Origin of the sequence: Escherichia sp. MOD1-EC6842 (genome assembly GCF_002965705.1) — a bacterium.
Taxonomy (GTDB): domain Bacteria; phylum Pseudomonadota; class Gammaproteobacteria; order Enterobacterales; family Enterobacteriaceae; genus Escherichia; species Escherichia ruysiae.
The window spans coordinates 240,815-261,304 of record NZ_PTRF01000001.1; the positions used below are offsets into that span (position 1 = coordinate 240,815).

Annotated in this window: 22 protein-coding genes, 1 tRNA gene and 2 pseudogenes; 7 read left to right on the forward strand and 18 right to left on the reverse strand. The window is 46.6% G+C overall.

Annotated elements, in window-relative coordinates:
* Window positions 1–20: 20 nt before the first annotated feature.
* From roxA to rluE, 8 genes are all read right to left on the reverse strand, one after another.
* A complete protein-coding gene (roxA, locus tag A7Z29_RS01260; RefSeq protein ID WP_000456504.1) occupies window positions 21–1,142 on the reverse strand; it encodes a [50S ribosomal protein L16]-arginine 3-hydroxylase in 1,122 nt (373 codons plus the stop codon).
* Window positions 1,143–1,217: 75 nt separating this feature from the next.
* Complete coding sequence (phoQ, locus tag A7Z29_RS01265) at window positions 1,218–2,678, reverse strand: two-component system sensor histidine kinase PhoQ (protein ID WP_000735366.1); 1,461 nt, start codon at window positions 2,676–2,678, stop codon at window positions 1,218–1,220.
* Window positions 2,678–3,349, reverse strand: a complete 672-nt coding sequence (gene phoP, locus A7Z29_RS01270) for a two-component system response regulator PhoP (protein WP_001265482.1) — start codon at window positions 3,347–3,349, stop codon at window positions 2,678–2,680. Before phoP ends, phoQ begins: the two co-directional genes overlap by 1 nt.
* A 158-nt stretch (window positions 3,350–3,507) precedes the next feature.
* Entirely contained in the window at window positions 3,508–4,878 is a 1,371-nt protein-coding gene (gene purB, locus A7Z29_RS01275; protein ID WP_000423715.1) for an adenylosuccinate lyase, read from the reverse strand.
* A gap of 3 nt (window positions 4,879–4,881) precedes the next feature.
* The gene (gene hflD, locus A7Z29_RS01280) at window positions 4,882–5,523 is read right to left on the reverse strand and encodes a high frequency lysogenization protein HflD (protein WP_001297479.1); all 642 of its coding nucleotides are present in this window, start codon (window positions 5,521–5,523) and stop codon (window positions 4,882–4,884) included.
* A 35-nt stretch (window positions 5,524–5,558) separates the two neighbouring features.
* Window positions 5,559–6,665, reverse strand: coding sequence for a tRNA 2-thiouridine(34) synthase MnmA (mnmA, locus tag A7Z29_RS01285; RefSeq protein ID WP_010345559.1), 1,107 nt, complete (start codon window positions 6,663–6,665; stop codon window positions 5,559–5,561).
* Between the two features lie 53 nt (window positions 6,666–6,718).
* A complete protein-coding gene (gene nudJ / locus A7Z29_RS01290) occupies window positions 6,719–7,180 on the reverse strand; it encodes a phosphatase NudJ (protein WP_000476081.1) in 462 nt (153 codons plus the stop codon).
* A gap of 9 nt (window positions 7,181–7,189) precedes the next feature.
* On the reverse strand, window positions 7,190–7,843 hold the full coding sequence (gene rluE, locus A7Z29_RS01295) for a 23S rRNA pseudouridine(2457) synthase RluE (protein WP_001248687.1): 654 nt from the start codon (window positions 7,841–7,843) through the stop codon (window positions 7,190–7,192).
* Window positions 7,844–8,014: 171 nt separating this feature from the next.
* Between rluE and icd the strand changes: the two genes are divergently transcribed.
* Window positions 8,015–9,265, forward strand: coding sequence for an NADP-dependent isocitrate dehydrogenase (gene icd / locus A7Z29_RS01300; protein WP_000444485.1), 1,251 nt, complete (start codon window positions 8,015–8,017; stop codon window positions 9,263–9,265).
* Between the two features lie 112 nt (window positions 9,266–9,377).
* Here the strand turns inward: icd and A7Z29_RS01305 are convergent.
* Window positions 9,378–9,651: pseudogene (locus tag A7Z29_RS01305) on the reverse strand (IS3 family transposase); the annotation flags it as partial.
* Between the two features lie 226 nt (window positions 9,652–9,877).
* Complete coding sequence (locus tag A7Z29_RS01310; protein WP_024165126.1) at window positions 9,878–10,171, reverse strand: hypothetical protein; 294 nt, start codon at window positions 10,169–10,171, stop codon at window positions 9,878–9,880.
* A 322-nt stretch (window positions 10,172–10,493) separates the two neighbouring features.
* Here A7Z29_RS01310 and A7Z29_RS01315 point away from each other — a divergent pair.
* A tRNA-Met gene (locus A7Z29_RS01315) sits at window positions 10,494–10,569 on the forward strand.
* Between the two features lie 708 nt (window positions 10,570–11,277).
* A pseudogene (locus A7Z29_RS01330) lies at window positions 11,278–11,650 on the forward strand (transposase); the annotation flags it as partial.
* A 110-nt stretch (window positions 11,651–11,760) separates the two neighbouring features.
* On the opposite strand, the gene A7Z29_RS01335 reads toward A7Z29_RS01330, so the two are convergent.
* Entirely contained in the window at window positions 11,761–12,477 is a 717-nt protein-coding gene (locus A7Z29_RS01335; RefSeq protein ID WP_085460636.1) for a YebC/PmpR family DNA-binding transcriptional regulator, read from the reverse strand.
* Between the two features lie 309 nt (window positions 12,478–12,786).
* Window positions 12,787–13,116 carry a YkgJ family cysteine cluster protein gene (locus tag A7Z29_RS01340; protein ID WP_010345776.1) on the reverse strand — a complete coding sequence of 110 codons (330 nt, stop codon included), beginning with the start codon at window positions 13,114–13,116 and terminating at the stop codon, window positions 12,787–12,789.
* A gap of 879 nt (window positions 13,117–13,995) precedes the next feature.
* Here A7Z29_RS01340 and A7Z29_RS01345 point away from each other — a divergent pair.
* Complete coding sequence (locus A7Z29_RS01345; RefSeq protein ID WP_085460637.1) at window positions 13,996–15,519, forward strand: EAL domain-containing protein; 1,524 nt, start codon at window positions 13,996–13,998, stop codon at window positions 15,517–15,519.
* Between the two features lie 171 nt (window positions 15,520–15,690).
* Window positions 15,691–15,909, forward strand: a complete 219-nt coding sequence (gene ymgF, locus A7Z29_RS01350; RefSeq protein ID WP_001043535.1) for a cell division-associated protein YmgF — start codon at window positions 15,691–15,693, stop codon at window positions 15,907–15,909.
* 304 nt (window positions 15,910–16,213) lie between these two features.
* On the opposite strand, the gene A7Z29_RS01355 is transcribed toward ymgF, so the two are convergent.
* The 6 genes from A7Z29_RS01355 to minC form a co-directional block, all read right to left on the reverse strand.
* Window positions 16,214–16,549 (reverse strand): YmgD family protein, encoded by a 336-nt coding sequence (locus tag A7Z29_RS01355; RefSeq protein WP_000979974.1) that lies wholly within the window; start codon window positions 16,547–16,549, stop codon window positions 16,214–16,216.
* A 3-nt stretch (window positions 16,550–16,552) separates the two neighbouring features.
* On the reverse strand, window positions 16,553–16,897 hold the full coding sequence (locus A7Z29_RS01360; RefSeq protein ID WP_000730702.1) for a YMGG-like glycine zipper-containing protein: 345 nt from the start codon (window positions 16,895–16,897) through the stop codon (window positions 16,553–16,555).
* Between the two features lies 1 nt (window position 16,898).
* Window positions 16,899–17,051 (reverse strand): hypothetical protein, encoded by a 153-nt coding sequence (locus A7Z29_RS24000; RefSeq protein WP_370906317.1) that lies wholly within the window; start codon window positions 17,049–17,051, stop codon window positions 16,899–16,901.
* Between the two features lie 446 nt (window positions 17,052–17,497).
* Window positions 17,498–17,764: a cell division topological specificity factor MinE gene (minE, locus tag A7Z29_RS01365; RefSeq protein ID WP_001185665.1), complete on the reverse strand. Its 267-nt coding sequence runs from the start codon at window positions 17,762–17,764 to the stop codon at window positions 17,498–17,500.
* A 3-nt stretch (window positions 17,765–17,767) separates the two neighbouring features.
* Window positions 17,768–18,580: a septum site-determining protein MinD gene (minD, locus tag A7Z29_RS01370; protein ID WP_000101043.1), complete on the reverse strand. Its 813-nt coding sequence runs from the start codon at window positions 18,578–18,580 to the stop codon at window positions 17,768–17,770.
* 23 nt (window positions 18,581–18,603) lie between these two features.
* Window positions 18,604–19,299, reverse strand: a complete 696-nt coding sequence (minC, locus tag A7Z29_RS01375; RefSeq protein WP_010357020.1) for a septum site-determining protein MinC — start codon at window positions 19,297–19,299, stop codon at window positions 18,604–18,606.
* Window positions 19,300–19,427: 128 nt separating this feature from the next.
* Here minC and A7Z29_RS01380 point away from each other — a divergent pair, with 128 nt between their 5' ends.
* Complete coding sequence (locus A7Z29_RS01380) at window positions 19,428–19,721, forward strand: YcgL domain-containing protein (protein ID WP_001516252.1); 294 nt, start codon at window positions 19,428–19,430, stop codon at window positions 19,719–19,721.
* A 71-nt stretch (window positions 19,722–19,792) separates the two neighbouring features.
* A complete protein-coding gene (locus A7Z29_RS01385) occupies window positions 19,793–20,452 on the forward strand; it encodes a fumarylacetoacetate hydrolase family protein (protein WP_000284293.1) in 660 nt (219 codons plus the stop codon).
* Window positions 20,453–20,490 lie beyond the last annotated feature (38 nt).

Genomic DNA, 20,490 nt, shown 5'->3' on the forward strand with positions numbered 1-20,490 from the left:
CATCCGGCTTACATCCAAACTTACCCTTCGAAGAACCAATACCCGCTATTGACCAGCGCCGCGAGCATCGCGAGGAATGATGGATCTTCCAGCGCATCGCCAAAATTCTCGGCAGTCAGCACAATATTACTGGCGAGCGCATCCAGTGCCGGACGGTGCGGAGAATCGATCTTTTCACCATTGGCGTATACATCATCACCAATGCGCAATACGCGCAGACCACCCAGGCGCACCAGCACATCACCTTGTTTCAGCGCATCGTAGATTTCATCCGGCTGATAAGGCGGCTCTGGCGGCGCGATATCCAGTTCATGACGTGACTGGGAAATAAACTCGCCAAACCATTGCTTAAAGTGTTCCGGCTGGTTGATCAGTTCAAGCATCATCTCACGCAGTTTATCCATCTCTTGCGGCAGAACATCAGCCGGATGGGCGCGAGGAGGGATATCCGGATCGCTGTAATAATTACCGCCCAGCTCACGTTGCAGAACATAATCGGCAAAACCGCTGATCAGCTCCCGCGTATTGGGCGCACGAAAACCGACAGAGTAGTTCATCGCATTTTCCAGCGCGTAGCCCTCGTGCGGGAATCCCGGCGGAATATAAAGAATATCGCCAGGCTCCAGCTCTTCATCGATGATGGCTTCGAACGGATCGACCTGTAACAGATCCGGGTGCGGGCAGTGCTGTTTCATTTGCAGCTTTTCGCCCACTCGCCAGCGACGACGACCAGTTCCCTGGATAATAAACACATCGTATTGATCGAGATGCGGGCCGACGCCGCCGCCGGGTACGGAAAATGAGATCATCAGGTCGTCAATGCGCCAGTCCGGCAGTTCACGAAACGGACGCATCAGCGCGGCGGTTGGTTCATGCCAGTGATTTACTGCCTGCACCAGCAATGACCAGTTGGTCTCACCGAGATGATCGTAGCTTTCGAATGGACCGTGGCTGACCTGCCATTTACCATCCTGGTGACTGACCAGCCGACTGTCGACTTCGCTTTCCATCGCCAGACCCGCTAACTCGTCTGGAGAGATTGGGTCAATAAAATTATTAAAGCCGCGTTTTAACACTACCGGACGTTTCTGCCAGTGGCGTTCAAGAAAATCGGGCCAGTTAAGGGTAAGTTGGTATTCCATGTTAAGCATCCACAGGCTGGTATCTGCAACCGATTATAACGGATGCTTAACGTAATGCGTGAAGAAAGGGCATATTTATTCACTCTTTGGCGAAGAATGCTGGCGACCAAAAATCACTTCCATTCGTGCACCGCCGAGCATACTCTCTCCGGCGATGATTTTTCCGTCGTATTGCTCGGTAATTTCACGTGCGACTGCCAGACCGACACCTTGTCCGGGGCGCAAAGTGTCAACACGTTGACCACGGTCGAAGACCACTTCACGCTTGCTTTTCGGGATACCGGGGCCATCATCCTCGACCACAATATAGAGATGATCATCGGTTTGTCTGGCTGAAATTTCGACAAACTCAAGACAGTATTTACAGGCGTTATCCAGTACGTTGCCCATCACTTCGACAAAATCATTCTGCTCACCCACAAAGCTGATTTCTGGCGAGATATCGAGGGAAATATTAACCCCTTTACGCTGATAAACTTTGTTCAGCGCCGAGGTGAGATTGTCCAGCAGTGGGGCGACAGGATGCAATTCGCGGCTAAGTAATGTTCCACCGCGCATACTGGCGCGATGCAGGTAGTAGCCAATTTGTTGCGAGATGCGGCTGATTTGTTCCAGCATTACCGGCTCTGCTTCGCTGACGCTCATCTTCTCACTACGCATGGAACGTAGCGTACTTTGCAGCACCGCCAGCGGTGTTTTCAGACTGTGCGTCAGGTCGGTGAGCGTAGTGCGGTATTTGTCGTAACGTTCACGCTCACTTTTTAACAGTCGGTTCAGGTTACGTACCAGGCTGGTAAGTTCCCTCGTGGTGGTAGGGTTGAGTAGTTCCCGGTTGTGCTCTTCCAGTTCGCGGACTTCTTTTGCCAGGGCTTCGATAGGGCGTAAACTCCACCAGGCGGCGACCCATAACAGAGGGATCACTAACAGCAGGTTGGCTGAGAGCACATAGACAAACCAGCTCCACACCATATAGGAACTTTTAAGCTCTACAGGGATGGTATCAACCACCACAATGGTTAACTTCGGCATCTGCGACGTTGCCGGGTAGATGTTTACTGCCACCGAGTGAGTCATTTCAGCGTCGTCGTCATCTTCCCGTACTTCCTGCAACTGTTGTTGTATAGAATGATCTTCACTCAGCAAAATGCTGGTATCGTTAACATCCGCTTCTATTTCATGGAAGCCATTAGATTTCAGCCAGTCAGGCTGGATCATTTTCATCAACCAGGGAACGTCACGCTGCGCCCATAAAAGTTGCCCGTTCTCATCATAGATCAGTGTCATAGTAGGGCTTTGCTTGTCGATATTTTCTGGCAATTCGACATGCAATTTGTTGTTTTCCCACTTCGCGAGGGTATAGAACAGGTTGCTCTCGCCACGTAACAGCCGAAACGTGGTTTTATCGAAACTGACGCTATAACCGATCAGCGCGACCATCCCGTAGGCAAGCGAAAGCACCAGCACTACCGCTGCCGTTGCCAACAGAAAACGAACCCGTAGCGAGAGTGGGGAAAAAATACGCAGTAATTTTTTCATCAGCGCAATTCGAACAGATAGCCCTGGCCGCGAACGGTGGTAATCACTTCTTGCGGATATTGCGTCTGAATTTTCTTACGCAGTCGGCCCATTAACACATCAATGGTATGGCTTTCCCGCAATTCGGCATCCGGATAGAGCTGTAACATCAGCGAATCTTTGCTGACCACTTTGCCGTTATTACGGATTAGCGTTTCCATAATGGTGTATTCAAACGCGGTCAGTTTGATCACTTCGTCGTTAATGGATAATTCACGGCGGGAGAGATCAACCTGAAACGGTGGCAGCGAAATAACCTGTGAAGCCAGACCGCTATTACGCCGCATCAACGCCTGCATACGCGCCATCACCTCTTCAATATGAAACGGTTTGGTCACGTAATCATCAGCACCGGCACTTAAGACTTCGACTTTGTCCTGCCAGCTTTCACGGGCGGTTAATACCAGAATCGGTAGTGAAACATCATTGCTACGCCAGCGGCGGATCAGCGACAGACCATCTTCATCAGGCAAGCCAAGATCGACAATGGCAATATCCGGTAAATGTTCATTGAGATAATAATCTGCTTCTTTGGCATCTTCTGCGTCATCGACCTGATGACCAGCGTCCTGAATCTGAACTTTAAGATGGTGACGTAACAACGCATTGTCTTCGACAACCAGTACGCGCATTTTTATTTCTCCCTGTCTTAATTATTAAAATAGTGTAACGCGATTATGTATTTATGGGAGTAAACATTAATTAAACCAGCGGGTAGGGGAGGCAACACAGGAAAAGATTCGCTTAAGAAGCAGGCCGGACAGCATCGCCATCCGGCCTTGACAGGGGATTATTTCAGCTCATCAACCATCGTGATGGCACGACCAATATAATTAGCCGGCGTCATCGCTTTCAGGCGCGCTTTCTCTTCTTCTGGCAGCGCCAGACCGTCGATAAATTGCTTCATGCCTTCGGCGTCAACGCGCTTACCGCGAGTCAGCTCTTTCAGCTTTTCATACGGTTTTTCAATGCCATAGCGACGCATGACTGTCTGGATCGGCTCAGCCAGCACTTCCCAGTTGTGATCCAGCTCATCCAGCAGATGGTCACGGTTCACTTCCAGTTTGCTCACGCCTTTCAGGGTAGACTGGTAAGCAATCAGTGCATAACCAATACCCACGCCGAGGTTACGCAGCACGGTGGAGTCGGTCAGGTCACGCTGCCAGCGGGAAACCGGCAGTTTGCTGGCCAGGTGCTGCAACACTGCGTTGGAAAGCCCCAGGTTCCCTTCGGAGTTTTCGAAGTCGATCGGGTTAACCTTATGCGGCATGGTGGAAGAACCAATCTCACCAGCAATGGTTTTCTGTTTGAAGTGGTTAAGAGCGATATAACCCCAGACGTCACGGTCAAAGTCGATCAGAATAGTGTTAAAGCGCGCAACGCAATCAAACAGTTCGGCAATGTAGTCGTGCGGTTCAATCTGCGTGGTGTACGGGTTCCACTGAATACCCAGCGAGGTGACGAACTCTTCGCTAAACTGATGCCAGTCAACTTCCGGGTAAGCGGCGATGTGGGCGTTATAGTTACCGACCGCGCCGTTGATTTTGCCGAGGATCTCCACCTGGTTAAGTTGGCGGTACTGGCGTTCCATACGGTAGGCAACGTTAGCCATCTCTTTCCCGATGGTTGACGGCGTGGCTGGCTGACCGTGGGTACGGGACAGCAGCGGAATATCGCGGTACTGAATAGCGAGATCTTTAATACCGTCAATCAGTTGACGCCAGTATGGCAGGATCACTTCATCACGCGCGGTTTTCAGCATCAACGCGTGGGAGAGGTTATTGATATCTTCCGAAGTACAGGCAAAGTGAATGAATTCAGATACCGCGTGCAGTTCCGGGATATCTGCCACTTTTTCTTTCAGGAAATACTCAACCGCTTTAACGTCGTGGTTAGTGGTACGCTCGATGGTTTTGATGCGTGCAGCATCTTCTTCGCTGAAATTAGCGACGATTGCATCAAGGTAACCGATTGCGTCGGCAGCAAAAGCAGGAACTTCCTTGATCGCTGCGTGCGCGGCTAGTTTTTGCAGCCAACGTACTTCAACTTGTACACGGAATTTCAGCAAACCATATTCGCTGAAAATCCCGCGCAGCGCGCTGACTTTATCGCCGTAGCGTCCATCGACAGGGGAAACGGCGGTCAGTGAGGATAATTCCATAGATCACAACTCCGGGGTTAAATGAGCAAGAATTTGTTTTGCCTGAGTGGTCAGGCGATTACGAGAAAACATCAGTTGCAGACGTCCACCGCCGACCTGGTGCCAGAGCACGGCGGCGCGAATGCCTGCCAGCAGGGTTGCGCGAACTTTCGCCTGCACCTGCGGGCTTTGCAGTACAGCAGGGGAACCGGTGACCTGAATGCGCGGGCCAAGCGGGCTGATAACATCAACATAGATGGCGGCCATCGCGCTCATCAGCGTTTCGGACTGTAAATCGAAGTGTTCGAGCTGGCGTTGCAGGCCGTTGATCCGGTTGCCCAGAGTGTCGAGCGCACCTTTGGCAGATGAAAGTTTACGCTCAAGCACCATCAGGCTAAGGGTGTAGCGGGTTAACTCAGCGTTCAAACCCTGACGGCTGCTGGCATTGAGCACGCCGAGCAGGGTTTCCAGCCCGACGCGCAGGTTGGCTTCGCTACCGCCAAAAACCGCCAGCGTGGAGCTGGGGTTCATATCAATAATACTGTTGAGTGAAACGTGTAGCGCATCGGCATCACAATGCCCCTGGTGAGCGAGTTGTTGCACCAGGCGAGCCGACTGACAAATACCAGCCAGGGCGAGGGTGATGTCATAGTAATTCTTTGCCACGTTCACTGCTTCCTTGTTTTAAGTAAAGATAATAATCAGACCGGCAGCGGCAGACGCTGCTCAATAATACCGCCACCGAGGCACACTTCACCGTTGTAGAAGACGGCAGACTGACCCGGCGTCACGGCGGCAACAGGCTCATCGAAAATCACTTCAATGCGATCATCGTCCAGCGCCTTGACGGTGCATGGGATGTCGGTCTGGCGATAGCGGGTTTTTACCGTGCAACGCATAGTGCCGGTGAACGGTTCACGATCGACCCAGTGCAACTGCTGGGCAATCAACCCAACAGACATCAGACGTGGATGCTCATGACCCTGCGCGACAACCAGAATGTTATTCTCGACGTCTTTATCGACGACGTACCACGGTTCTTCGGTGCCATCTTTAGTGCCACCGATACCCAGACCTTTACGCTGACCGAGGGTGTGATACATCAGCCCCTGGTGTTCGCCAATTTCATCGCCATCAACGGTAATGATTTTGCCCGGTTGCGCCGGGAGATAACGCCCCAGGAACTCGCGGAATTTACGTTCGCCAATAAAGCAAATGCCGGTAGAGTCTTTTTTCTTCGCGGTAACCAGACCGAGATCTTCAGCAATCTTACGCACCTGCGGTTTTTCCAGTTCGCCGACCGGGAACAGGCTTTGCGCAATCTGCTCATGGCTAAGCGTGTAAAGGAAGTAGCTCTGGTCTTTGTTGCTGTCCAGACCACGCAGCAGGCGGCTCTTGCCATCGACATCTGCGCGACGAACGTAATGACCGGTAGCGATATAATCGGCACCTAAATCTTCGGCGGCAAATTCGAGGAAGGCTTTAAATTTGATCTCTTTGTTGCACAGAATATCCGGATTCGGCGTGCGACCGGCTTTATATTCGGCAAGGAACAGTTCGAAGACGTTGTCCCAGTACTCGGCAGCAAAGTTAACGGTGTGCAGTTCAATGCCGAGCTTGTCGCAGACAGCCTGGGCATCAGCCAGATCCGCTGCCGCCGTGCAATATTCCTCACCGTCGTCTTCTTCCCAGTTCTTCATAAACAGGCCTTCGACCTGATATCCCTGTTGTTGCAACAGCCAGGCAGAAACGGAGGAATCGACACCGCCGGACATGCCGACGATTACTTTTTTTGCGGTTTCAGACATTGGATCACTCACGACATTGAACTTCAAGGCGGCGTATTCTATCACGCAGCCTTTTAGATGACACCCTTTGTAAAAGGCCAGTTAAAATCGCCAATCATCTCCAGCGGATAGCGTTGCCCGCTTTGATAACAACGAATACTTTCCGCCACCAGCGGCGAACGAAGATTTGACGCCTGTAAAATTTCTTCGGCGCTGACCCAACGGCAGCAGTCGATATCGCTGTCATGAGGCTGGGTCGGGCATATTTGCTCAAGTTCAATGGCAAAGAGGAAACGCAAAAACGGCGTTTTATCTGGCGCAATCCACTGATGCATACGGATGAAATGTTGCGGTTTCGCGCTGATGCCCGTCTCTTCCCACAGCTCACGCGCGGCGGCTTCCACTAAGGTTTCATCTGCTTCCAGATGCCCGGCAGGTTGGTTCCATAACGCTTTACCATTAATCGTCTCTTCAACGACTAAAAATTTGCCTTCTGCGTGCACCACGCAGGCAACGGTAACGTGCGGTTTAAACATTGTGCTTCCTTATTCTGTGGTTTCTCGCCATTCGCCATTAGCAAGATTATCCAGCGTGTAACTCCCCATCGCATAGCGAATCAGTCGCAGTGTGGGGAAACCAACATGGGCGGTCATGCGGCGTACCTGGCGATTACGTCCTTCATATAAGGTGATCTTCAGCCAGCTGGTGGGAATACTTTTTCGTTCACGAATTGGCGGATTACGCGGCCATAACCACTCCGGTTCTTCAGCCAATTCCACGCCAGCGGGCAGGGTAGGGCCATCATTTAAGGTTACGCCATTGCGCAAGGCTTCAAGAGCGTCTTCCGTAGGAATGCCTTCCACCTGCACATAATAGATTTTCCCGGTGCGTTTGCCCGGCTGGGTTAAACGCGCCTGTAACGCGCCATTATTAGTCAGCACCAGTAACCCTTCGCTATCTCTGTCGAGACGACCAGCCGCATAAACGCCCTGAACCGGGATGAATTCTTTTAATGTTTTACGCCCTGCTTCATCGGTGAACTGCGGAAGAACATCGTAGGGTTTATTGAACAGGATCACGCGCGTGGGCTGGTTTTCAGGTTTTCGCCTGGTAGAACGTTGCGAGCTGAATCGCTTAACCTGGTGATTTCTAAAAGAAGTTTTTTGCATGGTATTTTCAGAGATTATGAATTGCCGCATTATAGCCTAATAACGCGCATCTTTCATGACGGCAAACAATAGGGTAGTATTGACAAGCCAATTACAAATCATTAACAAAAAATTGCTCTAAAGCATCCGTATCGCAGGACGCAAACGCATATGCAACGTGGTGGCAGACGAGCAAACCAGTAGCGCTCGAAGGAGAGGTGAATGGAAAGTAAAGTAGTTGTTCCGGCACAAGGCAAGAAGATCACCCTGCAAAACGGCAAACTCAACGTTCCTGAAAATCCGATTATCCCTTACATCGAAGGTGATGGAATCGGTGTAGATGTAACCCCAGCCATGCTGAAAGTGGTCGACGCTGCGGTCGAGAAAGCCTATAAAGGCGAGCGTAAAATCTCCTGGATGGAAATTTACACCGGTGAAAAATCCACACAGGTTTATGGTCAGGACGTCTGGCTGCCTGCTGAAACCCTTGATCTGATTCGTGAATATCGCGTTGCCATTAAAGGCCCGCTGACCACTCCGGTTGGTGGCGGTATTCGCTCTCTGAACGTTGCCCTGCGCCAGGAACTGGATCTCTACATCTGCCTGCGTCCGGTACGTTACTATCAGGGCACTCCAAGCCCGGTTAAACACCCTGAACTGACCGATATGGTTATCTTCCGTGAAAACTCGGAAGACATTTATGCGGGTATCGAATGGAAAGCTGACTCTGCCGACGCCGAGAAAGTGATTAAATTCCTGCGTGAAGAGATGGGCGTGAAGAAAATTCGCTTCCCGGAACATTGCGGTATCGGTATTAAGCCGTGTTCTGAAGAAGGCACCAAACGTCTGGTCCGTGCCGCGATCGAATACGCAATTGCTAACGATCGTGACTCTGTGACTCTGGTGCACAAAGGCAACATCATGAAGTTCACCGAAGGCGCGTTTAAAGACTGGGGCTACCAGCTGGCGCGTGAAGAGTTTGGCGGTGAACTGATCGACGGTGGCCCGTGGCTGAAAGTTAAAAACCCGAATACCGGCAAAGAGATCGTCATTAAAGACGTGATTGCTGATGCATTCCTGCAACAGATCCTGCTGCGTCCGGCTGAATATGATGTTATCGCCTGTATGAACCTGAACGGTGACTACATTTCTGACGCCCTGGCAGCGCAGGTTGGCGGTATCGGTATTGCCCCTGGCGCAAACATCGGTGACGAATGCGCCCTGTTTGAAGCCACCCACGGTACTGCGCCGAAATATGCCGGTCAGGACAAAGTTAACCCAGGCTCTATAATTCTCTCCGCTGAGATGATGCTGCGCCACATGGGGTGGACCGAAGCGGCTGATTTAATTGTTAAAGGTATGGAAGGCGCAATCAATGCGAAGACCGTAACCTATGACTTCGAACGTCTGATGGAAGGCGCTAAACTGCTGAAATGTTCAGAGTTTGGTGACGCGATCATCGAAAACATGTAATTTCTGCATGTGTTAAAAACTGTAACGGGCGTATAACACGCCCGTTGTTTTTGTTAGCTTGCTAAGGGTTATCAAAACCCCCTGATAGTTTGGTGGGGCAGATAGCAGTTCTACTCATTGTAGCGATGCTTTTTTCTCCGGCTGAACCGTGGCTGATGCCATGTAGCTCAAGTACCTGACTGCGTAATACAGCACGTCTGCCGTCTGGTTAGTATTTGTAGCTAATGCGATGAACCCCGAACACATGGCTGAGAGTGACCACAGGATAACGCGCCCTGAGTTTTCCGATTATCGAGAACTGTTCAAGGGAGCCGTATCAAGAGCACGGTAGCCTTTTTAAATATTTCGTTTTCCATTTAAATACGTTGTCGCTTTTTCTTTAGCTCACTTTTTCCCGTATCTGTGATAAGTTAAGCGCAATGATAGACTTTTTATGTCTGTGTTAGGATATTAATACAAACCCGCAGATATACAGTTTTTTGCATCGGTAATTCACAGGTAAATCCGAAAAAGATCTTTGCCAGCGGACTGTCGGAGATGAAATGTTCAGCAATTTCGGAAAGCTGACTTGTTGATATATAGTGTGGACTGTAAATACATTGATTGTGAACGTCAATATCTTGTCAGGGTCTCACTACATAGTCGCAATGCATCATTCAGAACCTTATAACTCTCCTGTGTTGCATCTTTTATACCAGCCTCCCTTATTGGTCTTCCTTCTGTTGAATATTCGATCCAGAATGAACCGGAGAAGTTTGACATTTTGTATGTTGCGAATTCTTTTGCATTAATAGGCAGCCTGGTGCCGTTTAGATCCATTATATAACCACTTTCCTGGATGGAGCGGGAAAGACAATTGATTATTTCGTTTGTTGGTATCCTACTGTCTAAGTGAGGATGATCCACAACGGCTCCTGTACAGAGAATACTTAAAAATATTATAAAAACATTTTTTTTCATAGTTAAGATTTTTTGTAATATTTTTGATACGTGGTCTATCCTAGTGATAGATATACTTGTTGAATCCTTTTGTTGCAAGATGTGACGAAGTCTTTGTTTTGATAATGGCTAAAGCTTTATTTTTTTACAGGGTGATATAAATCATCAAAATATACAATGCGATTAATATCTGTAATAGATAAGAAAATATCAATTTTTTGTTTTTTATTAATAATGCGATAATGTAGACTGTATATATGTACTTTTAACGAAGCAAATTTGTTTTTCTGACTCTTTAGCTCAGTGGTGAGTGTGAGCGGCCCATAATCGCCAGGTCGCTGGTTCAAATCCAGCAAGCGCCACCAACCATACAGCCATTAGCTCATTGGGGGAGAGAGCGCCAACCTTCGAACTTGGCTGCGCGGGGATATCAACAGGTCACTGTTACTCCTTTTGCTTTATTTGAGCAAATTTTGATATTGTGCCGAAATAGTATAAACCTGCCGTTGAGTGGATTTTGTTGTTTCGGATGCAGGAAAATCCGTAATTAACATATTCCGATAACAAATTAATTGTATTTGATAAAATTATGTGTTTTCGAGATTATGGTATTGATGCCATTTTTCTTATTTGTTAAAAAATCACCTGCATGGTGAATCCCCCTGTGCGGAGGGGCATATCAGCAAGGTTGCAAATATCCTTCGGCTTTAGCGGCAATATTGCGGGTTCGGATGCTGATGCCGGACTCACCGGGAGGCACCCGGCACCATGCAAATGATGGAACATTGCGCATACAAAAACCTGCCCTTCATCTCCGGAAGGGCTTTTTTATGGGCAAGTATCATGAGTTATATATCGGATATTTTTATTGCCTTTCGATATTAATTACATGGTACAGGACTGTGCAATACCTGAACCCATATGTAATGTGTTGAATTCATAAGATTGCCAGTAGGCGCCCTTTTTATTTGCTGACGTTAGCCTGATTGCTCACTACAATCTGATTTATTCAACAGTCCCTCTTCGGGGGTGATATCAATAATCAGACGGTACAAGAAGCTGAGGACGTTTCCTTTACTGATATGCAGTTGCGCCAGTGCGATGTTGCTGCACTCGATGCAAAATACTCAAAGGAGTTAGCCGATGCGAAAGCAGAATGCTGTGTGGATATATCCACATACTTGTGGAGATCCCGTCGAAAATGAGCGTATCGAGGTTTATGGCTATCTGAAGGGTAAACGCAGTCAGATGCTCTATGAGCAATCTAGAGAACTAAAATTCAAATACAGGAACAGGGAATTTTGATGTGGAAGTTATTATTTAGATACGCTGGGTAAGAACACAGCAAAGATACAAGAATATATAAAGCACCCACTCGAAGAAGATAAAATTGGCGAACAATTATTGAACCCATATCCAGGCAGCTCGTTTACGGGGCGTAAGTAACGAAGTTGAATGCAAATGTTAGATCATATGCACCAGTTAGGGCGCAGTTGGAAACAGTGCCTTATAGGCGCATTTGAAAAACCTCCGGCATAGCCGGAGGATATTTATAATTAGAGATTAGCAACGTTATGATATACTTTTTGGACATCATCGTCATCTTCAAGGGCATCAACAAGCCCTTCAAAGATTTCTAAATCTTCTGGTGAAAGTTCTACTTCTGATTGAGCAATCAATTCTAATTCTGTTGTTGAAAAATCAGTAATTCCAGCGGCTTTTAGAGCTGCAATTCCTTTGTGAAGATCTGTAGGTTCAGTATAAATAACGATGCTTCCTTCTTCTTCAGTCACATCACGAACATCTACTTCAGCATCAAGCAAAATTTCAAAAATATGGTCAGGATTTGTTCCTTTAAATACAATCACACCAGTATTGTCAAACATATAGCTGACAGAACCTGCTGCTCCAATATTCCCGCCTTTTTTATTGAAAATTGTGCGAATATTAGCAATTGTACGATTAACATTTGAAGTCAACGTTTCAGCGATAATCATTGAACCATTTGGTCCAAAGCCTTCATAACGCCCTTGTACGAACGTTTCATCTCCGCCACCTTTGGCTTTATCAATGGCTTTATCAATAACGTGTTTTGGAACTTGTGCCTGCTTCGCACGTTCAATAACGAATTTTAAAGATGTGTTTAATTCTGGGTCTGGTTCACCTTGTTTAGCGGCAGCATAGATTTCCACACCGAATTTTGCATATACTTTAGACGTTGCACCGTCTTTAGCCGTTTTTTTAGCAACAATATTGGCCCATTTACGTCCCACTGGAATGATCTCCTCGAAATTTATTTACATTACTGACAAGTTGATAACCTGTGTTTATTCGCCATATTATAACATAACACGAAAAAACTCGTCTATGAAAAATAAAATATGATAATGCTACAGACGTACTTTAATTTTATCAATGATCTTAATTATTGATGGGGTGTTATATGATTTATTTTGGTTTTTTTTGTATTTATTATTAATGGATTAACCGCGACAGTAATGTCGCGGCATAGTTAGTTTCGCTACCTGAATATATTGTTGAGGATGGCGATCGTATGGAGCTAATTAAACTTGAAAAAGCTTTTAAATTGGAGGTAGTCCATATTTAGCTCGAGCGCGATTACATGCCTCATTAATTTCTCCATGCTCGCCTGACATGGCGAATTCCCTACATGTGGAAGAGCGGTTTTTATATATTGTGCAGCAGGCGTTTTTTCCAGGCGTTCCTGCCAGGGCAATACAGCGTGGGTTCTTCTGGTTAGTTCCGCGCATACATCGGTGGTAAGGGGATATCTGCTCAGTAAGATGAGCCGGTATGGTTCCGCCTGCATCATCAGCTTCGGCCCAGTAAAAAGAGACGCGGAAAAATGCACAACAGGCACCACACGCCATGCATGGATTCAGATTGCTCATAATTCACCAGTACTTCTATATAAATATCACAACAAAACCGCAGACACGTCGTATAAAGGCGCGTGCCTGCGGCAGGCTGGCGAACTTTCTATAGTGCGAGTATTGAATGATTACCAGCCGTTATCAATTTTACATATCTATTTAGATATGACCAGACAAGTTGAATACAAACAGGAAGAGTTAATCTTTACAATTTGTAACATGGGGTTTTGTGAAAAGAAAATGTCTTACGCACCAGAGTTCGCATTATATGGTTTCTATAGCCTGACTTGCTAAATAAGAATATATCGCTCTCTTTCTTATTCTAACTGGTTATAGATGTTATCAGAAAAAGTTATTTCTCTGGTTTTTAAGAGTATAAAAAATCCACGTTTGACTTGTGCAACTTATATTACTGCTATCGATTCTTCACATTCCTTCCAGTGATATTGCTGTATATAATGGAGCTGATTTTGGATGCCGCTATTGATGGATACCGTTTGTTATGAGCAGGTGTCGTGTGCTGTTGAAGAAAAAGCTGGGTCGCGTAGAGTAACAATTTGCACTGCCTTACCTCGGTATAACCTTTACTGTCCCCATCGACTTTGTACCAGTCCAGCATAGCCTTACTCATTGATACAGTTAAGTATTAAAGGATGAGTACACAGAGAACGTTGCCTACCCAATATTCTTGTTCTGGTTTGTTGCTCAATCGTCTTCTCTGTCCTGGGGGCAGTCAATTAACGCTCACTTGAGATTTTTATCCAACATTGAAGGTATTACGGCATAGCGGGGTGAAATTTCATCAAGAACGTGGATATTTCTGATTCTCTCTACCATGCTCTCTGTAGACGCCAGATTGAGCGAATGAACAGAGAAAAATGGTCCTGGGACACGCGAATGCGCAATACACTTATCCCCATCCTCGTTGCGGTGTGCCTGTTTATTACTGGCGTCTCTATTTTGAATATTCAGCTCTGGTATTCCGCAAAAGCTGAGAGCCTGGCGGGGGCGAAGTACGCCGCCAACAACATTAATCATATTCTTGAGGAAGCGTCACAGGCGACTCAAACGGCGATGGAAATTGCAGGGAAAAGGTGCGATCTGGATGAACAATATCAGCTAGGTACAGAGGCCGCGCTGAAACCCCATCTGCGGACGATCATCATTCTCAAACAAGGTGCTGTCTGGTGTACATCGCTGCCGGGTAATCGGGTACTGCTATCCCGTATTCCTGAGATACCAGACAGTAATTTGCTGTTGGCTCCGGCGCTCGACACTGTAAATAGATTACCCATTCTGCTCTATCAGATTCAGTTCGCTGATACGCGTATCCTGGTGACTATTAGCGACCAGCATATCCGTGGGGCGCTCCATGTGCCGTTGAAGGGGGTGAAATATAGTTTGCGCGTGGGGGATAATATTATTGGGCCGTCGGGAGATGTGACAACTCTCAATGGCAGACATCAACTTTCTGGACGGGTTAACTCCACTGAATATCATTTCAGTATTATCTATAACCAGCCGCCGCTATTTAGCTTTACCAGAATGATCGACAAAGGCTTGGGTATTTTGATATTCAGCCTTTTAATATCCTGTTCCGCTGCCTTTTTACTTGATAAATATTTCAATAAGACAGACACACCTGAAGAGATTCTGCGTAGGGCGATAAGTAATGGTGAGATTGTGCCTTTTTACCAACCGGTAGTTAATGGTCGGGAAGGGACGTTACGCGGCGTAGAAGTTCTTGCCCGATGGAAACATCCTCGTGGAGGATATATTTCACCTGTAGCGTTTATTCCACTTGCTGAAAAATCAGGGTTGATAGTTCCGCTCACCCAAAGTTTGATGAGTCAGGTCGCCACACAAATGAACGCGATCGCCAGTAAACTGCCGGAAGGATTTCATGTTGGGATCAATTTTAGCGCCTCGCATATTATTTCGCCGACATTTGTTGAAGAATGTCTGAAATACCGCGACAGCTTCACTCGCCATGATTTGAATCTCGTTCTTGAAGTTACTGAGCGTGAAGCGTTACATGTTGATGAAAATTTGGTTCAGCGATTGAACATTCTGCATGAAAATGGTTTTGTTATCGCGCTGGATGATTTTGGTACGGGCTACTCAGGGCTTTCTTATCTCCATGATCTGCACATCGATTATATTAAGATTGATCACAGTTTCGTCGGTCGGGTCAATGCAGATCCTGATTCCACCCGAATTCTGGACTGTGTGCTGGATCTGGCGCGCAAACTTTCTATCAGTATTGTCGCCGAAGGCGTCGAGACGAAGGAGCAGCTCGACTATTTGAACCAGAATAATATTACGTTCCAGCAAGGGTACTATTTCTATAAACCGGTGACGTATATTGAACTCGTCAAAATTATTCTCTCAAAACCGAAGGTGAAAGTGGTTGTTGAGTGAATATTGCACTAATTGATATAGCATGATGATATTTGGCTGAAAATTGATCAGCAAGACGATGAAATGGTGCAATTGTAGACAGGTAATTAGCTCGTTGCTTCTTGTTACTATTGTTCATTATTTTGTTTGCTATAATTGTCTGAAGATTTTGTCAGGATCACCGTAAGTAGCATGAACAAAAGTAATAGCCTGGATTATTTCACTTTGTATATCATCTTTTCCATTGCGTTTATGCTGATCTCCATCCTGATTATCCTGATCGCCAAACCCAGCATCTGGCTAGGAGAAGTGCTTGTTACCATAAATTTAATCAATGCACTGGTTTGGCTGGTAATCAATTTGCTTAACCGGTTAAGAGAGAAGCTGGTAAGCCAAAGGGATCAGCATTAACCCTTCTTTTAAATACGTTTTGACAATTTGGGCTGACAGGATATTTGATCAGAAATGCTTATAAATCCAATCAGTAGATGATTAATCTTTGAAACTGGAAAAACTGGTCAGGTTTAGTTTTGGGGAAATTACTCTGCGGTGAGGGGGGTATACGGATATGATTGCAGTAAAATAGTTTTTGATACAGTGAAAACTGACGGAATAAACCAAAGCCAAATACTAACACTTCATTTTTGTTTATAAGCACATCCATCCGCTAAAAATATACCGCGTCGAATAAATCGACGCGGTACTACATTAACTATTATTTTTTGCCGATGGCACGCATGGTGTCATCAATTGCGGTAATTAACAGCATTTGCGGATCTTTAGCACAAACCTGATTCAGTTTTTCTACCACTTTGGCACTCAGTTCTGGAGATTGCTCAATTTTTAAATCACGGCTAGTAACGCTGGCATTACCCATTACAGCGACGATATCTGCAACCTGTGCGCTGTCAGTTTTTGCCATTTCGTTGGCTTCTGCGCAAGTAATGTAGGTTTCTGCCGGCAGGCCGTTCTTAATATTATAATCCTGCGCCCAGGTCATTGGTGCGAAAACAAACAGTCCAGCCAGTAAAGCAAATTTTTTCATCATCATACCTTATTTCATTTTACCCAGAATGGCACCACCTGTACCACCAATCACAGCACCTTTAATCGCGCCTTCCAGACCATTGCCGGTCAGGACGCCAGTGACTGCGCCAACGGCCGCACCTACTTTTGCGCCTTTACGGGCATTTTTACCATCGCGACCTTTTTCAGTGACTGCGCCAACACCTGCACCTACAGCAGCACCTTTCAGTACGCCATTTACGCCATTGCCAGTCAGTAAGCCTACGCCTGCGCCTAACAATGCGCCTTTAGTGGTGCGATTCATATCCGCCATGGCTGGCGTGGAGCAGAGTAATATTGAGATGAGCCCGAAGGCGAGTGTTTTTTTCTTCAACTTAGATGTCCGGTATTAAGTAAGTTGCACACACAATAATTTCGTCTTCAATTAAGAGCAGCTTAACTAAAGAACGCTCGATATTATTCAGATCATTCAAAATGAGCGCGGTTTGTATAATAAGAGTTATGTTTTTCGCTTGAATGGGAATAATCTTAAATAAGAATTAACTCATTGATTTTGAATATTTTATTCAAGAAATGTCATCAAGTGTTAACATTGCATTGCAAAGGTAAGGCAATCTGAAATATCAATGTTATTGTGTAATTTATATGTGAACAATATTTATCAGAAAACGTAATGTCAGTGATTTTATTCTGGTGGCGATAATGTGAATTAGTTGCGACTTAATTTGACGCTGGAGCTTGAATGGGGAGTGTTACCGTTTATACAAAACAGGAGGTAATTCCCATTTCCTGTACTAACAACGCAGCAACCAAATGAGCGAACTCAACGGAGGGAAGGGGGCTGTGCCTGGACGCCGATGACAACATTACTTAATAGCGAACCGGGGAAGAGAAAAATTTAACCAGGGTGTAATCTGACAGATACCTGTATAAATAACCGGTAACTGTCAGATCGTACCTGAGCTAATACAGCTTATTTCAGCTCTTCTGCTTCCGGCAGGGTCACGTTCAACTCAAGAATGGAAATATCACCATCTTTTTGCTCAAGCTGTACGGTCACCATCTCGGGATCGATTTGTACGTATTTACAAATGACCTCAAGAATATCTTTACGCAACTGGGGCAGATAGTGTGGTTCTGCATCGCTGCGACGGCGTTCAGCAACAATAATTTGCAACCGCTCTTTTGCAATGTTGGCCGTGTTTTTCTTCCGTGAGAGAAAGAAATCGAGTAATGCCATAACTTATCCTCCGAACAAGCGTTTGAGGAAGCCTTTCTTCTCTTCTTCAATGAAGCGGAAAGGACGTTCTTCTCCCAACAGACGTTCTACGGTATCAGCGTAGGCTTTACCCGCATCGGCGTTGATATCGAGAATAACCGGTTCCCCCTGGTTAGAGGCGCGCAATACTGATTGATCCTCTGGGATCACGCCGACGAGCTTGATGCGCAGGATCTCCAGCACGTCTTCCATGCTCAACATGTCTCCTTTATGCACGCGACCAGGGTTATAGCGCGTTAACAGCAGGTGCTCTTTTATGGGTTCTTCGCCGTTTTCTGCGCGACGTGATTTCGACGCCAGAATACCTAAAATACGGTCAGAGTCACGCACTGAGGAGACTTCCGGGTTGGTGGTAATAATGGCCTCATCAGCGAAATAAAGAGCCATTAATGCACCGGTTTCAATACCCGCCGGTGAGTCACAAACGATAAACTCAAAGTCCATCGCTTTCAGGTCATCAAGAACTTTGGCCACCCCTTCGCGGGTGAGGGCATCTTTATCGCGAGTTTGCGAAGCTGGGAGAATATAGAGGTTATCAGTACGCTTATCCTTAATTAACGCCTGATTTAGCGTTGCATCGCCCTGAATGACGTTGACGAAATCGTAAACGACCCGGCGCTCGCAACCCATAATCAGGTCGAGATTACGCAAGCCGATATCAAAATCGATCACGACAGTTTTCTTTCCCTTCTGGGCCAAACCAGTGGCGATGGCCGCGCTGGAGGTTGTCTTTCCAACGCCCCCTTTCCCCGAAGTAACAACAATAATGCGTGCCATAAAAATTCCTTGTTAAAAAGGGATCAATTTAACGATTGAACGGTCAAAGCGTTTTCGACTAATTGCAGTCGTGCTGCTTTGCCATAAAATTCTGCTGGGATTTTATCACTCAGCCAGTATTCACCGGCGATAGAGACCAGTTCTGCCATCAGACTCGTACAAAATATTTGTGCTTCCCGGTCACCACTTGCCCCGGCTAGCGCACGACCGCGCATCATGCCATAGACATGAATGTTACCATCTGCGATCAATTCTGCCCCTGCACTAACATGGCTTGTAACAATCAGATCACATTGTGGCGCATAAATGCGCTGACCGGAACGTACAGGGGTATCTATTAAGCGCGTTTTTGTGTCCGGTGTTGTATTTTTCGCAGGAACCTGGGGAGTCGGTGCTGGACGTGGCGCTTTTTCCTTTCCTTCAGTCAGGATCGGCAACCCCATCTTTTCGATTTCAGCTTTCAGCTTCGCATTTTTGCAGCCACTGACACCAATGATCCGCAAGCCTGTTGCTGAGATAGCTTTGTGCATTGCTGGCCAGTTGACCTGTTCTTCGAGGCCACTGACATTGAGTACGATGGGAGCATGATTTAAAAATGCCGGAGCCTGAGCGATTTTGTCTTCCAGCGCCTGATGAATAACCTTAGGTTCTGCCTCATGCAGATGAACCACAGATAAGGTGAAGCTGCTACCTTTAAGCTCGATTGGCGTGTTTGACATCCTGGCCTTACTCAATTAGCTAATTACCATCATCATCAGCGTGCGATGATATTACGAAGACTATAAGGCATGTTATAGTCTGGATTATATTGAGGCAAGTCACCCCCCCATTTATTCAGAGTAAAATTATGTTTTGTGTGATCTATCGAAGTAGTAAACGTGACCAGACCTATTTATATGTTGAAAAAAAAGACGACTTTTCACGTGTTCCAGAGGAGCTGATGAAAGGTTTTGGTCAACCGCAACTTGCGATGATTCTTCCATTGGACGGGAGAAAAAAACTGGTAAATGCCGATATTGAGAAAGTTAAACAGGCCTTAGCTGAGCATGGCTATTATCTTCAATTGCCACCTCCTCCTGAGGATTTGCTGAAGCAACATCTTTCTGTGATGGCGAAAAATACAGACAGCACTAAAAAATAACCAATATCCGGCGGTGGCATCATATTTGTCGGAGCGGGTTTTAAGATCCACGATGAAGTGAGAGGAACGTTATGTATCAACATCACAACTGGCAAGGTGCACTGCTGGATTATCCGGTGAGTAAAGTAGTTTGTGTTGGCAGTAATTATGCCAGACATATTAAAGAGATGGGGAGTGAAGTACCTGAAGAGCCCGTGTTGTTCATTAAACCTGAAACGGCACTGTGCGATCTGCGCCAGCCATTGGCTATTCCCTCAGATTTCGGCGCGGTTCATCATGAAGTAGAACTGGCTGTGTTGATTGGCGCGACGCTACGTCAGGCTACGGAAGAGCATGTGCGCAAAGCCATTGCAGGTTACGGCGTGGCGCTCGATCTGACATTACGTGATATTCAGGCAAAAATGAAGAAAGCCGGGCAGCCGTGGGAAAAGGCCAAAGCGTTTGATAACTCTTGTCCTCTTTCCGGGTTTATTCCTGCCGCAGAGTTCACTGGCGATCCGCAAAATACATCGCTGGGTCTGAGCGTTAACGGCGAACAACGCCAACAAGGTACGACTGCGGACATGATCCATAAAATCGTTCCGCTGATTGCTTATATGAGCAAGTTTTTTACCCTCAAGGCCGGTGACGTTGTGTTAACAGGCACGCCTGATGGTGTCGGCCCGCTATACAGTGGCGATGAACTGACTGTTACTTTCGATGGTCATTCTTTGACAACTCGCGTTTTGTAATACTTTTTTGCCGCCTGAATGAGGCGGCAAAACTTGCA

Excerpts from the sequence above, each read along its gene's own strand:
- minE (WP_001185665.1), bottom strand. The coding sequence starts at position 17,764 with ATGGCATTACTCGATTTCTTTCTCTCACGGAAGAAAAACACGGCCAAC.
- minD (WP_000101043.1), bottom strand. The coding sequence starts at position 18,580 with ATGGCACGCATTATTGTTGTTACTTCGGGGAAAGGGGGCGTTGGAAAG.
- nudJ (WP_000476081.1), bottom strand. The coding sequence starts at position 7,180 with ATGTTTAAACCGCACGTTACCGTTGCCTGCGTGGTGCACGCAGAAGGC.
- phoP (WP_001265482.1), bottom strand. The coding sequence starts at position 3,349 with ATGCGCGTACTGGTTGTCGAAGACAATGCGTTGTTACGTCACCATCTT.
- phoQ (WP_000735366.1), bottom strand. The coding sequence starts at position 2,678 with ATGAAAAAATTACTGCGTATTTTTTCCCCACTCTCGCTACGGGTTCGT.
- minC (WP_010357020.1), bottom strand. The coding sequence starts at position 19,299 with ATGTCAAACACGCCAATCGAGCTTAAAGGTAGCAGCTTCACCTTATCT.
- icd (WP_000444485.1), top strand. The coding sequence starts at position 8,015 with ATGGAAAGTAAAGTAGTTGTTCCGGCACAAGGCAAGAAGATCACCCTG.
- roxA (WP_000456504.1), bottom strand. The coding sequence starts at position 1,142 with ATGGAATACCAACTTACCCTTAACTGGCCCGATTTTCTTGAACGCCAC.
- A7Z29_RS01385 (WP_000284293.1), top strand. The coding sequence starts at position 19,793 with ATGTATCAACATCACAACTGGCAAGGTGCACTGCTGGATTATCCGGTG.
- A7Z29_RS01340 (WP_010345776.1), bottom strand. The coding sequence starts at position 13,116 with ATGAGCAATCTGAATCCATGCATGGCGTGTGGTGCCTGTTGTGCATTT.
- rluE (WP_001248687.1), bottom strand. The coding sequence starts at position 7,843 with ATGCGGCAATTCATAATCTCTGAAAATACCATGCAAAAAACTTCTTTT.
- purB (WP_000423715.1), bottom strand. The coding sequence starts at position 4,878 with ATGGAATTATCCTCACTGACCGCCGTTTCCCCTGTCGATGGACGCTAC.
- mnmA (WP_010345559.1), bottom strand. The coding sequence starts at position 6,665 with ATGTCTGAAACCGCAAAAAAAGTAATCGTCGGCATGTCCGGCGGTGTC.
- A7Z29_RS01355 (WP_000979974.1), bottom strand. The coding sequence starts at position 16,549 with ATGATGATGAAAAAATTTGCTTTACTGGCTGGACTGTTTGTTTTCGCA.
- A7Z29_RS01345 (WP_085460637.1), top strand. The coding sequence starts at position 13,996 with ATGCGCAATACACTTATCCCCATCCTCGTTGCGGTGTGCCTGTTTATT.
- ymgF (WP_001043535.1), top strand. The coding sequence starts at position 15,691 with ATGAACAAAAGTAATAGCCTGGATTATTTCACTTTGTATATCATCTTT.
- A7Z29_RS01380 (WP_001516252.1), top strand. The coding sequence starts at position 19,428 with ATGTTTTGTGTGATCTATCGAAGTAGTAAACGTGACCAGACCTATTTA.